At 33.0% G+C, this 12,794-nt stretch carries 13 protein-coding genes; all 13 read left to right on the top strand.

All coding sequences use genetic code 11. The features are described from left to right. The first annotated feature begins 1 nt into the window (after position 1). Positions 2-1,366, top strand: coding sequence for an MATE family efflux transporter (locus LK443_RS08235; RefSeq protein WP_227931440.1), 1,365 nt, complete (start codon positions 2-4; stop codon positions 1,364-1,366). Continuing rightward, complete coding sequence (locus LK443_RS08230) at positions 1,356-2,357, top strand: CPBP family intramembrane glutamic endopeptidase (protein ID WP_227931439.1); 1,002 nt, start codon at positions 1,356-1,358, stop codon at positions 2,355-2,357. Before LK443_RS08235 ends, LK443_RS08230 begins: the two co-directional genes overlap by 11 nt. 16 nt (positions 2,358-2,373) lie before the next feature. Further along, the gene (locus LK443_RS08225) at positions 2,374-2,616 is read left to right on the top strand and encodes a DUF1858 domain-containing protein (RefSeq protein WP_227931438.1); all 243 of its coding nucleotides are present in this window, start codon (positions 2,374-2,376) and stop codon (positions 2,614-2,616) included. Continuing rightward, entirely contained in the window at positions 2,609-3,826 is a 1,218-nt protein-coding gene (locus LK443_RS08220) for a DUF438 domain-containing protein (RefSeq protein ID WP_227931437.1), read from the top strand. The genes LK443_RS08225 and LK443_RS08220 overlap by 8 nt, the downstream gene beginning before the upstream one ends. Before the next feature lie 338 nt (positions 3,827-4,164). Further along, positions 4,165-5,808 carry a Na/Pi cotransporter family protein gene (locus LK443_RS08215; protein WP_227931436.1) on the top strand — a complete coding sequence of 548 codons (1,644 nt, stop codon included), beginning with the start codon at positions 4,165-4,167 and terminating at the stop codon, positions 5,806-5,808. 111 nt (positions 5,809-5,919) lie between these two features. Continuing rightward, positions 5,920-7,545, top strand: coding sequence for an ABC-F family ATP-binding cassette domain-containing protein (locus LK443_RS08210; RefSeq protein WP_227931435.1), 1,626 nt, complete (start codon positions 5,920-5,922; stop codon positions 7,543-7,545). A 34-nt stretch (positions 7,546-7,579) separates the two neighbouring features. After that, on the top strand, positions 7,580-8,062 hold the full coding sequence (locus LK443_RS08205) for a nucleoside 2-deoxyribosyltransferase (protein ID WP_227931434.1): 483 nt from the start codon (positions 7,580-7,582) through the stop codon (positions 8,060-8,062). 203 nt (positions 8,063-8,265) lie between these two features. Next, positions 8,266-9,327, top strand: a complete 1,062-nt coding sequence (locus LK443_RS08200) for a M24 family metallopeptidase (protein WP_227931433.1) — start codon at positions 8,266-8,268, stop codon at positions 9,325-9,327. A 126-nt stretch (positions 9,328-9,453) separates the two neighbouring features. Next, positions 9,454-9,852: an Asp23/Gls24 family envelope stress response protein gene (locus LK443_RS08195; protein ID WP_227931432.1), complete on the top strand. Its 399-nt coding sequence runs from the start codon at positions 9,454-9,456 to the stop codon at positions 9,850-9,852. Next, positions 9,849-10,313, top strand: a complete 465-nt coding sequence (gene nusB / locus LK443_RS08190) for a transcription antitermination factor NusB (protein WP_227931431.1) — start codon at positions 9,849-9,851, stop codon at positions 10,311-10,313. Before LK443_RS08195 ends, nusB begins: the two co-directional genes overlap by 4 nt. 95 nt (positions 10,314-10,408) lie before the next feature. Continuing rightward, the gene (gene folD, locus LK443_RS08185; protein ID WP_227931430.1) at positions 10,409-11,257 is read left to right on the top strand and encodes a bifunctional methylenetetrahydrofolate dehydrogenase/methenyltetrahydrofolate cyclohydrolase FolD; all 849 of its coding nucleotides are present in this window, start codon (positions 10,409-10,411) and stop codon (positions 11,255-11,257) included. Beyond that, a complete protein-coding gene (xseA, locus tag LK443_RS08180) occupies positions 11,250-12,590 on the top strand; it encodes an exodeoxyribonuclease VII large subunit (RefSeq protein ID WP_227931429.1) in 1,341 nt (446 codons plus the stop codon). The genes folD and xseA overlap by 8 nt, the downstream gene beginning before the upstream one ends. Next, positions 12,584-12,784: an exodeoxyribonuclease VII small subunit gene (locus LK443_RS08175; RefSeq protein ID WP_227931428.1), complete on the top strand. Its 201-nt coding sequence runs from the start codon at positions 12,584-12,586 to the stop codon at positions 12,782-12,784. The genes xseA and LK443_RS08175 overlap by 7 nt, the downstream gene beginning before the upstream one ends. The last annotated feature ends 10 nt before the right edge of the window (positions 12,785-12,794 follow it).

Below are 12,794 nucleotides of genomic sequence, written 5' to 3'. Positions count from 1 at the left end.
TATGTACGAAACAAATCATACAAGTGAACGATTGAAATTATTATTTAAAATTTTAATTCCAGTCTTAATTTATCAATTAGCAAATTTTTCAGCGCAATTCATTGATACGGTTATGACAGGGCAATATCATGAAATGCACCTAGCAGGAGTTTCCATTGCGGGAAGTCTATATAGTCCATTTTTTACATTGTTAAATGGGATTGTAGCAGCACTTATACCAATTGTAGGGCAATTGCTTGGGAAGAAAGATAAAGAAGGAATTCAAAAAATTGTATTCCAATTTATGTATATTGGCATTTTATTAGCGATTATTTTGTTTTGTATTGGTTTAATTGGATTGAATCCAGCATTAAATCAAATGCATTTAGAAACTGAAGTATCCACGATTGCAAGAGAATATTTATTACTCTTATCGATTGGATTTATTCCATTTTTACTCTTTAGTGTGATTCGATCATTCATTGATGCATTAGGGTTAACAAGAGTATCCATGTTTTTAATGATTTTAATTGTTCCATTAAATATGTTCTTTAATTACTCATTAATTTATGGGAAATTTGGTCTCCCTGAATTAGGCGGTCCAGGGGCAGGTCTTGGAACGGCGATGGCTTATTGGGTGTTATTAATCGTAGCGATTGTTGTTCTTAAAAAACATCCAAAATTGAAACCTTATAATGTATTAAGTTTTGAAAGACCGCATTTAGCTTTGTGGAAAGAGCCTTTTGCATTAGGTCTACCAATTGGATTTAATGTTTTTGGGGAAGTAGCTATTTTTGCACTTGTTGGCTTATTAATGGCTAAATTTGGATCACAAGTCATTGCGTCGCACCAAGCTGCTATGAATTTTTCATATTTGGCGTATGCCTTCCCAATGAGTATTTCTAACGCATTGACGATTATTGTATCGTATGAGATTGGACAAAAAAATCAAAAGTCCGCAAAAGAGTATATTCGATTAGGAATTACTACTTCTGTCATCATTGCTTTTTTAACATTAGTATGGTTATATTTCAACCGTCCAATGATTGCTGGACTATATGGAACTTCAGAAAGTTTTATTCAATTAACAATGGTATTTTTATCCTATAGTTTATTATTCCAAATGTTTGATGCTGTTGCAGCACCGATTCAAGGAATATTACGTGGTTATAAAGATGCAAAAATGCCATTTATTTTATGCTTATTAGGATATTGGGTCATTGGTCTTCCAGTTGGTATTGTGTTAGATTGGATGACCGATTTAGGGCCGTATGCTTATTGGATTGCATTAATTGTAGGTCTAATGTCAAACTGTTTCTTATTAATGTTACGATTAAGAAGTGTGCAAAAGAAATATGATAAAAGGGGAGCAGTAAATGGAAAATGAATCAATCGAAATAATGGATGTTCCTACACCAGTTGAAGTGAAAAAAACGGAGTCTCCGTTAAAACAATTAAGTAAACAACTATTTAAACATTTATTAGTGTATACCGCTATTTTTATGGGGATTCTTTTTCTATTTGTACTTAGTAGTGAACTGATTAAAATGGTGAAAACTGTGAGACCAGATTTTTTACCAATGGTAACAGAGACTCATCTTCAAAATTTATCTGACTTTGGTTATATCGTTGCAGTGATTGTTGGCATTACTATTTTTTATAAAACTCAAAAAATTAATTTTTTCCAAACGATTTTTTATCGTCAAAAGAAGATGACATTGGAATATTTTACAGTATTTTCGATTATACTGTTTGGTTGTCAATTTATTTTTACTCAAAGCGCTCAATTATTTGAGAGTTTTCTGAATGGATTTGGATTCAGTACACAAGGTGCGATTGAAGCAGCCACAAGTAGTGATGATTCCTTTATGTTAGTGATTTATGCATCATTAGTTGGTCCATTTGTAGAAGAATTATTGATTCGTGGTGGGGTTGTTTATCGATTAAAACATTATGGAAAAATTTTTAGTATTCTAATTTCCGCAATGGCTTTTGGGTTATTCCATATGAATTTAATTCAAGGAGTTTTTGCTTTCTTTGTTGGAATATTGTTTGCGTATATTGCTCTGGAATATAGTTTTTTATGGGCAGTATTTTTCCATATATTAAATAATTTTGGATTTAGTTTATTAGTAGAAAATGGTTTGCCTGCACTTTTAGGAGTAGAATTAGCAGATATTGTAACAAATATGCTGTTAATAATTACAAGCTGTATGTCTGTAATATTTTTTGGACTTTACCGTAAAGAAATTATGTCATATATGAAAGCTAATAGAACTCCAAAAGGGACATATACAGTTGTGTTTACAACAATGGTTGTATGGATTTATATTGTAATTTGTTTATTACTTGGGTTATTAGGGTTACAACGATTATAAGATGGGAGAGATTTTGATGAATACGATTTATTTAGAAGATTCAGTATATACAACATTACAAAATCATCCTGAGGTAAAAGATTTACTTATTGAGTTAGGATTTACGCCTTTATCTCAGCCACAGATGGTTCAAACAATTGGAAGAATTACAAACTTAAAAAAAGGATCTAAAATTGCCAAAATCCCACTAGATACAATTATTCGTCAATTAGAATTGAATGGATATATTGTAAAAGAAAGTAGGGAGAGCAATGAGTAATGATGCTATGACACCATTAGAACGTCAAGAAAAACTAAAAGAATTAATGCTCCGATTACATCAAGGGGAAAAAGAAGAAATCATTCAAGAAGAATTTAACCAATATTTTGATTCTATTTCTCCTTATGAAATTCAAGTGATGGAACGAAACTTGATGCAAGAAGGAATTACTTATGAAGAAATTATGCGTCTTTGTAAAATTCATGCTTCATTAATGAGTGCAAAAGTAGAAGCTGGAGAAGGAATGCCTGATTTTGAAAAAGAAGGACATCCAGTAATGGTTCTAAAAAAGGAAAATTTAGCTCTCAGAGGAGCTATTGATCGTATTGAACGTTTGTTACAAGCTTATTTATCTTCAAAAGATGAAGAACTGTTAAAAGGACTAAAACGGCAAATCGGCTTACTTGATCAGTTTGAAAATCATTATTTAAGAAAAGAATATGCTCTATTTCCGATTATGGAATCAAAAGGAATCACAGCCCCTCCTAAAGTAATGTGGGGAGTTCATGATGAAATTAGAGAAATTTATAAAAATTTCAAACAAGCTTTTCACAACCAAACGGATGACGTCATGGAACAGTTTCTAGAAGTTAAAGAAGAACTGCTTGAAATGATTTTTAAAGAGGAAAATATTTTAATTCCAATGGTGGCGCAAGCTTTTCATGTGGATGATTGGGAGAAGATGGCACAAGATACGCCTCAATACGGCTATTGTATTGTCACACCTGAAGCAGAATGGAAAGTAGAAAAGAAACCTTCTCCAATTCAGTCTAAAGAAGAAATTCAAGAAACAGGAGATATCCCATTATCAACTGGCTCCTTATCCTTAGAGCAATTAGACTTATTATTAAACCTACTTCCAATGGAACTGTCATTTGTCGATAAGGATAATATTGTCAAATATTACAACGAAGGTAACGGAGAAGAAAAAATCTTCAAACGGACAAAGAGTGCGATTGGTCGAGATGTCATTAATTGCCATCCACCAAAAAGCCACGCTATCGTCACTCAATTATTTGAACAATTACGTTCCGGTCAAAAAGAAAAAGAAGAAATGTGGTTTAAAAAAGAAGATAAAATGATTCATGTAACGTATCATGCTGTACGAAATGCACAAGGAGAGTATATGGGCGTATTAGAATATGTCCAAAATATTGCACCGTACGTGAAGAATTTTGAAACTCAACCGCTTAAACGAGAGTTGTCTTAACCTGAGAAGCTTAAAATGAGTATTAAATTATCAGTAACTTCTAGCAATGAATTTGTAAACAACCATGCTGTATGTTATAAATATGAGAATCATATAGTTACTGTACTTAGAGTATTTCATCCTTCAAGCAATTTAGAAAAACTGATAAAAGGTTTACAGTAACTATAAATTGAATAACTCCAATTTCTGAATAGATTCTGTCTATTTAGAGATTGGAGTTATTTGTATGTTTTGCACAAAATTCTCTTTTCAAGAGGTAGTGGCTATGTTACAATCGTGTTGTTTATAGAATATAAACTGTTTAAAATTTAATAGACAACAAAGGAGTTAAAAACACCATGTATTTAGAGATGTTTTTAGGTGCAGTTGCAGGTTTAAGTTTGTTCTTGTATGGAATGAAATTAATGGCAGATGGATTGCAAAAATTTGCAGGAGATAAGCTAAAAAGTATCGTTCGTACATTAACAAAAAATCGTTTGATGGCTGTTTTAGTTGGGGTGTTCGTCACAATGGTAATTCAAAGTTCAAGTGCTACATCAGTAATGGTAGTCGGATTTGTGAATGCTAGTATTATGACGATTCAACAAGCAGTTGGTGTAATTTTTGGGGCCAACATTGGTACGACAATTACAGGACAAATGGTTTCCTTTAATCTTTCTCAATGGGCACCTATTGCAATTGGTACAGGAATTTTAATGGGAGCAATGGCAAAGAATCCTAAAGTAAAAGAATTTGCTGAAATCTTAGTAGGGTTTGGAATTTTGTTCATCGGTATGAACTATTTAAAAGACGCTTTAGCGCCACTAAAAGATTTACCAGCCTTTACAGAATGGATTATCAATTATGGACATAATCCATTATTTGGGATAGCGCTTGGATTTATTATGACATTAGCTCTACAAAGTTCATCCGCAACGATTGGGGTATTAATTGCCTTAGCTTCACAAGGCGTTTTACCATTTGCTACAGCTCTATATATTATTTTTGGAGACAACATTGGTACATGTACAACAGCGTTAATTAGTAGTTTAGGTACTTCAAGACGTGGAAAACAAGTTGCTGTGATTCATCTAACTATTAATATTATTGGTACTATCTATTTCATGTTGTTTTTGACGGGAATTTTAACAAATATAGTTACTTCTATGAATGCTACTGATATAGCAAGACAAATTGCAAATGCTCATACTATTTTTAATATTGTTAATGTGATTGTATTATTCCCATTCGCAAATCTATTAGTGAAATTAGCGGACTTCATTATTCCAGAACCACAAGCTGAAACAATGGAAGAGGAAGAACAACTCGTATCTTATTTAGACAAACGTATTTTAGTAACACCATCGATTGCCTTACAAAATACAATGTATGAATTTGCAATGATGTCTCATGCGGCAGAAAAAACTTTAACGTATGCGATTGATGCCATTCGTTTACGTAGTCAAGAAAAAATTGAAAAAGCTTTTGTTTCAGAACAAAAAGTAAATCAGTTCCAAAAAGCAATTATTGAATATTTAGTAGAAATTTCTCAACAAAATGTTTCAATTGCTGACCAAGAAACTATCGATGAATTATTTAGTACTGTAAATGACGTGGAACGTATTAGTGACCATGCTGAAAATATTGCAGACTTTGCAAAAGCGGTATTGGAACGTGATATTGTATTGGATAAAAAGACATTATCAGAATTAGAACATGTATTTGAATTAGTTCAAAAAGGATTTATGATGTCGATTGATACTTTATCGACAGGTAATATTGAAAAAGTTAAAGAAGTCATTACCATTGAGCGAGAAATTGACCGATTGAAAATTGAAATTCGTGATAAATATATGAAACGTATGAACAAGGGTATTGCGAGTGCCGATTCAGGTATTTTCGTCATGGATTTATTAAGTAACTTAGAGCGTATTAGTGACCACTTTAGAAATATTGGTGAGACTGTTCAAAAATTAGCACGTCCCGTGGTCGTGACAGAATAAACTGATGAGAAGATGATGCCTTGGTGTCATCTTTTTTAGTGATTCATTGTTATTTATAGACAATTATAGTACAATCAATAAGGATAAAACTGTTATTAAAAGGAGAATTTCATGTTAAAAGTTTCAAACGTAAGTTTATTATTTTCAGATCGTAAATTATTTGACGAAGTAAATATTACATTCACACCTGGCAACTGTTACGGAGTTATTGGTGCAAATGGTGCGGGTAAATCTACATTTTTAAAAATCTTGTCTGGTGAATTACAACCAACAACAGGAGAAGTTATTTTAGATCCTCATGAACGTTTAACAGTCTTAAAACAAGATCACTTCGCTTTTGAAGATGAACGGGTTATCGATACTGTTATTATGGGGCATAAACAATTATTTGATATTATGAAAGAAAAAGATGCCATCTACATGAAAGAAGATTTTTCTGATGAAGATGGAATTCGTGCGGCTGAACTTGAAGGAGAGTTCGCAGAATTAAATGGTTGGGAAGCGGAAAGTGATGCTTCACAATTATTACAAGGTTTAGGAATTACAGAAGACTTACACTACAAATTGATGAGTGAATTAGTGGAAGCTGAAAAAGTTAAGGTATTATTAGCTCAAGCATTATTTGGTAAACCTGATGTATTACTACTAGACGAGCCTACAAACGGTTTAGATGCTAAATCAATCGCATGGTTAGAAGAATTTTTAATTAATTTTGAAAATACTGTTATCGTTGTTTCTCATGACCGTCACTTCTTAAACAAAGTATGTACTCATATGGCTGACGTTGACTTTGGTAAAATTAAATTATTCGTAGGGAACTATGATTTCTGGTTACATTCAAGTCAATTAGCAGCTAAATTAATGGCAGACCAAAATGCTAAAAAAGAAGAAAAAATTAAAGAATTACAAGAGTTTATCGCTCGTTTCTCTGCGAATGCTTCTAAATCAAAACAAGCGACATCTCGTAAAAAAATGTTAGATAAAATTACATTAGATGATATTCAACCATCTAGCCGTAAATATCCATTCGTTGGATTTACTCCTGCAAGAGAAATTGGAAATGATTTATTAATGGTTGAAGGGTTATCAAAAACTATTGATGGCGAAGTGATTTTTGAAAATGTTAGCTTCCAATTGAAAAAAGATGATAAAGTTGCTTTCTTAAGTCGTTCGGATATTGCGATGACAACATTATTCAAAATTTTAACAGGAGAAATGGAAGCAGATAGCGGTACATTCAAATGGGGAGTAACAACTAGCCAAGCATACTTACCAAAAGATATGACGGAAGAATTCTCAAATCCTCAATTAAATATTTTAGAATGGTTACGTCAATATGCACCGGTTGAAGAACAAGATAATACATTCTTACGTAGCTTCTTAGGTCGTATGTTATTCTCTGGAGACGATGTTATGAAACAAGTAACAGTTCTTTCAGGTGGAGAAAAAGTTCGTTGTATGTTATCTAAATTAATGCTATCAAAAGCAAATGTCTTATTATTAGATGACCCAACAAACCACTTAGACTTAGAATCCATTACAGCATTAAATGATGGGTTAATTGCCTTCAAAGGTTCATTATTATTCTCAAGTCATGACCATGAGTTTATTCAAACAACAGCAAACCGTATTATTGAAATCGGACCTAAAGGTGTTGTGGATCGTCTAGAATCAACATATGATGAATTCTTAGAAAATGATGAAGTTCAAGCACGTGTAGATGCTTTATATCAATAAGATAGACTTTAATTTGCTATAGGAGAGAAGCGCTATGAAAAAAATTTATTTTGCCAGTCCATTATTTTCAGAAATGGAATTAGCTTTTAACGAAAGTTTTGTCAAACGAATTCGAGAAGAATATCCGCAATTGGAAGTTTATCTTCCGCAAGAACAAATGGCGATTAATGATAAAAATTCTTTTGCAGATTCAACAATGATTGCTAGATATGATACAGATGCTTTATTAGATGCAGAATTAGTCATTGCCATTTTAGATGGAGCTATTATTGATGCAGGAGTTGCTAGTGAGATTGGAATTGCGTATCAAGCGGGTATTCCAATTTTGGCTTTATATAGTGATAGTCGTCAATATGGGGCTGAAAATGCAGAAAAATTAGTAGCACTACAAGAAGTTGCTGAATCTCAATTCCCATATGCAAATTTATATACAGTAGGGCTCATTAAGTTAAGAGGGGAAGTCTTCTCAAGTACGCAAGAATTATTAGAAGCTTTACCTGCTTATATGATGGCTTAAATTCAAAAATACTATGAAACAAATTCGACACTCTTGTGGCAAATTAGAGTGTCGAATTTTTTATAACGTATAGAATGGTTCTTACTACTAATGAAACACCATTTCGGCACGCCTAACTTTTTGAGTTTTTTCTTGAAAATCATATATATTTTGTACTTTTTTTGTTATACTAGTAGATACAAAAGATTTTGGAAGGTGATTATATGATTAGAGTTGAAAAAGTAAGAAATGCGATGAAAGATTTAGAAATTGATGGATTGATTGTTTATAGTCCATATAATTTACGTTACTTAGCGAATTTTACAGGTACAACAGGTTTTTCATTAATTACATTAAATGAGGCATATTTTGTAACAGATGCTCGTTATACTCAACAAGCTCAAAAACAAGCACAAGGATTTACTGTTATTGAACATAAAACAGGTTGGTTAGGTGTATTCCGTGAATTAATTGAAAAACATGGATTAAAACATGTTGGTTTTGAAGCGGATCACTTATCTGTTTCTATGCTAGAAGTTTTTGAAGATGAATTTGATACAGATTTAGTTCCAACTCAAGGATTAGTAGAAAAAATTCGTGAAATTAAAGATGAAGCAGAAATTCAAACGATTCGTAAAGCTTGTTCGATTTCTGATGCAGCCTTTTTACATATTTTAAATGTGCTAAAAGCAGGCATGAGTGAAATTGAAGTGGCAAATGAATTAGATTTCTTTATGAGAAAACAAGGAGCAACTGGAGTTTCATTTGATACGATTATTGCTAGTGGTGTTCGATCTTCAATGCCACATGGTGTTGCTAGTGAAAAATTAATTGAAACTGGTGATTTAGTAACATTAGACTTTGGATGTTACTATCAAGGTTATGTTTCCGATATGACTCGTACAATTGCTGTAGGTGAACCAACAGATCAATTAAAAGAAATTCATGATGTTGTATTACAAGCTCAATTATTAGTAAGTGCAGCAGCAGGACCTGGTAAAACCGGAGTAGAATTAGATAAAATTGCTCGTGACTATATTGCAAGTAAAGGATATGGAAAATACTTCACTCATTCAACTGGACACGGAATTGGATTAGAAATTCATGAAGCTCCAAATGTAAGTCGTTTAGCGACTCAAGCATTTGTTCCAGGAAATGTCATTACAAATGAACCAGGTATTTATATTCCAGGTGTTGGTGGTGTTCGTATTGAAGATGATATTATTATTACGCCAACTGGTGGAGAAGTGATTCAACAAGTTCCACGTGAATTGATTATTTTATAAGAAATTACCTTGTGAGTTGTGATAGAACAAAAATCATGGTAAACTGTAAAAGAGAGTGAAGATCATGATTCGTGATGCTCATTGAGACAGATAGCGATTCAGAATCTTTGTAAAAGGAGGTTCATTATGGAAAAATATTCAAATCAAACAGCCGTTTTAGGTGCTATTGAAATTGCCCCTGAAGTGATTGAGAGCATTGCAGGAATTGTTGCTTCTAAAGTGGAAGGATTCCATCCTTTATCAGGAATTATTAAAACAAGTGTAAATACACTTTTTGGACGTGAAGAATTAGCAAAAGGTGCTTATTTAACACAAGAACAAGGGAAATTTATTCTTGATGTATATGGGAATGTAGATTATGGAGTATCTATTCCAAAATTAGCATTATTATTACAAAATAAAATTAAAGAACAATTATTATTTAGTTGTGAATTAGAAATTTCCCAAGTAAATATTCATGTTCAAACAATTATTCCAGCAAAAAATGTTGATTCAGAATTTTTCGAATTGGGGGATGAAGAGTGAGTCGTAACCCATTGAAAAGACGTGCACTACGTGTTATTGCTATTCAAGCTTTGTATCAAATGGATATTTGTAAAGATTTAAACTCATTTGATGCTGTTCGCTTAGCGTTAGACGTATTGCATGATGAACAATCATTTGATGAAGAAGTCTATTCTAATGAAGCATTATTAGATGAGTTTCCAGAAATTCATTATTCATTAGATTTAATCCAAGGGGTTCAAAATCAATTAGAAGAGATTGATGCTTTAATTTCCTCACATTTAAAAGGATGGAAATTAAATCGAATCGTTCGCTTAGATTTAATGATTATGCGTGTAGCAGTTTGCGAAATGCGTTCACCTGAATTGGAAGTTCCTCAAACAGTTGCATTGAATGAAGCAATTGAAATTGCAAAATTATATAGTGATGAAAAATCAGCGAAATTTATTAATGGTGTCTTATCAAACTTTGTTGAAGGGTAAGTCAGTATAGGAGGTTGAGCAAGAAGGCGCTCCGAAGCAATGATTTGCTTCCAGGAACACTTTTTGCTCAATTTTTTATTTAAAGGAGTGAGTAAATGGCGATTGTATTAGATGGGAAAAGTTTAGCTTTAAAAATCCGTCAAGAATTGAAACAAAAAGTAGAAGAACAGGCAGTAAAACCCGGTTTAGTCGTATTATTAGTAGGAGAAGATCCTGCTAGTCAAATTTATGTACGAAATAAAGAACGTGCCGCAAATGAAGTAGGCTTTCATTCTGTTGTAGAAAGACTACCTGAAACCATTTCTCAAGAAGAATTATTGCGTAAAATTGAAGTATTAAATAATGATGAAGCTATTCATGGAATCTTAGTTCAATTACCATTACCAAAACAGATTGATAGCCAGGCGGTATTAGAAGCCATTATTCCTGAAAAAGATGTAGACGGCTTCCATCCTGTGAATTTAGGGAAATTACTTCAAAAAGATGAAAGTATTGTTCCATGTACCCCAAAAGGAATTATTCGATTATTAGAAGAGTACAAAATCGACCTTGTAGGAAAAGAAATGGTTGTCATTGGGCAAAGTACAATTGTTGGTCGTCCAATGGCTTTGTTAGGCTTAAATCGTGGAGCAACGGTAACCGTTTGTCATAGTCGAACAAAGGATTTAGAGAAACAAATCGCTCGTGCCGATATTATTATTAGTGCGGTTGGGAAACCAAATTTAGTTTTAAAAGAACATGTTAAAAAAGATGCTGTCATTATTGATGTGGGCATTAACCGATTAGAATCTGGCAAACTCGTTGGAGATGTAGATTTTGAAGGAGTTAAAGATCAAGTCAGTGCCATTACTCCAGTACCAGGGGGAGTTGGTCCAATGACCATTGCGATGTTATTAGAACAAACGTATCTTAATGCATGTAAGAGGGAAATAAATCATGAGTGAAGAATATGTAACAGTCTCGGCATTAACGAAATATATAAAATATAAATTTGATAAAGACCCTCATCTTGGAAGAGTATATTTGACGGGGGAAATTTCAAATTTTCGTTTACGTCCGACTCACCAATATTTTAATTTAAAAGATGAACAGGCGATTATTTCTGCAGCGATGTTTCAATCTGCCTTTAAAAAGATTCAATTCCGTCCTGAAGAAGGGATGAAAGTATTAGTGATTGGTAAAGTTTCCGTTTTTGAAAAATCAGGACAATACCAAATTAATATTGAACATATGGAACCGGATGGAGTTGGGGCTCTTTATTTAGCCTATGAACAATTGAAAAAGAAATTAGAAGCTGAAGGGTTATTTTCTCTTCCTAAAAAACCAATCCCACAATTTCCTAAAAAAATTGCGATTTTAACGAGCGAATCCGGTGCGGTTATTCAAGATATTCAAACAACAGTGGCTAGAAGATTCCCTATTGTTCAATTAGTTTTATATCCAACAGTTGTCCAAGGAGTGCATGCTGTTAATAGTATTTTGAAAAATTTAGACTTAGTAGAACAAGAAGATTATGATGTCGTCATTATTGGACGTGGTGGGGGATCGATTGAGGACTTATGGTCATTCAATGAAGAGCCAGTAGTAAGAAGAGTTGCTGAATTGTCGATTCCAGTTATTTCAAGTGTAGGGCATGAAACAGATACGACTTTAATTGACTTTGTATCTGATATGAGAGCTGCCACTCCAACGGCTGCAGCAGAAATTGCAACGCCTGTTTTAATGGAGATTCATCAACAATTGAGAAATTTGCAAACACGTCTGGAACAATCATTAACTCGTCAATTACAAATTAAACGAGAAAGAATGCAAGCATTAGCTAATGCAAGTATTTTCCAAAATCCAGAACGGATTTATCAAGTATATCAACAGCGAGTGGACCAATTAGAAATGAGATTGCAGCAAATGATGCAGCAAAATGTTCAGCAAAAACGTCAGCAATTAGTAAAAAGTCAACATCGTTTAGAATTATGTTCGCCTAGTAGAAGAGTGCAAACGGAAAAACAAGCACTCCAATATTTAGCAAAACGTTTAGAACAAGCACAAGTTCAATTGATGAAAGATAAAAAACAACAATTCCAAAGAGTGATTCAGCAATTAGACTTATTAAGTCCATTAAAGATTATGAATCGAGGGTATGGGATTTTACAACAAGAGGAAACAATCATTAAAAGTGTTGATCAGTTAAAAGTAGAACAAGAATTAACGATTCAATTAGTCGATGGAACGGTTCGTTCTAAAGTGACTTCTGTAGAGAAAGGAAATCAATTATGGTAAAGAAAGAGAAAAAATTTGAAGAAGCAATGAGTGAATTAGAACTAATTGTACAGCAATTGGAAAGAGGAGATGTTCCTTTGGACGAAGCCATTGCTAAGTTTCAAGAAGGAATGGCTCTAAGTCAATATTGTAATGAAACATTAACAAAAGCAGAAGAAACAGTCAGCAAAATGATTGTTGTAAAAGAAGATTAATGGAGTAACT

Source organism: Granulicatella elegans, from assembly GCF_020735385.1.
Classification (GTDB): Bacteria; Bacillota; Bacilli; order Lactobacillales; family Aerococcaceae; genus Granulicatella; species Granulicatella elegans_B.
This window is presented reverse-complemented; position numbering and strand designations above follow the sequence as displayed.

Excerpts from the sequence above, each read along its gene's own strand:
- LK443_RS08235 (WP_227931440.1), top strand. The coding sequence starts at position 2 with ATGTACGAAACAAATCATACAAGTGAACGATTGAAATTATTATTTAAA.
- LK443_RS08200 (WP_227931433.1), top strand. The coding sequence starts at position 8,266 with ATGATTAGAGTTGAAAAAGTAAGAAATGCGATGAAAGATTTAGAAATT.
- LK443_RS08195 (WP_227931432.1), top strand. The coding sequence starts at position 9,454 with ATGGAAAAATATTCAAATCAAACAGCCGTTTTAGGTGCTATTGAAATT.
- LK443_RS08210 (WP_227931435.1), top strand. The coding sequence starts at position 5,920 with ATGTTAAAAGTTTCAAACGTAAGTTTATTATTTTCAGATCGTAAATTA.
- LK443_RS08215 (WP_227931436.1), top strand. The coding sequence starts at position 4,165 with ATGTATTTAGAGATGTTTTTAGGTGCAGTTGCAGGTTTAAGTTTGTTC.
- LK443_RS08230 (WP_227931439.1), top strand. The coding sequence starts at position 1,356 with ATGGAAAATGAATCAATCGAAATAATGGATGTTCCTACACCAGTTGAA.
- LK443_RS08220 (WP_227931437.1), top strand. The coding sequence starts at position 2,609 with ATGAGTAATGATGCTATGACACCATTAGAACGTCAAGAAAAACTAAAA.
- xseA (WP_227931429.1), top strand. The coding sequence starts at position 11,250 with ATGAGTGAAGAATATGTAACAGTCTCGGCATTAACGAAATATATAAAA.
- folD (WP_227931430.1), top strand. The coding sequence starts at position 10,409 with ATGGCGATTGTATTAGATGGGAAAAGTTTAGCTTTAAAAATCCGTCAA.
- LK443_RS08175 (WP_227931428.1), top strand. The coding sequence starts at position 12,584 with ATGGTAAAGAAAGAGAAAAAATTTGAAGAAGCAATGAGTGAATTAGAA.
- LK443_RS08225 (WP_227931438.1), top strand. The coding sequence starts at position 2,374 with ATGAATACGATTTATTTAGAAGATTCAGTATATACAACATTACAAAAT.
- LK443_RS08205 (WP_227931434.1), top strand. The coding sequence starts at position 7,580 with ATGAAAAAAATTTATTTTGCCAGTCCATTATTTTCAGAAATGGAATTA.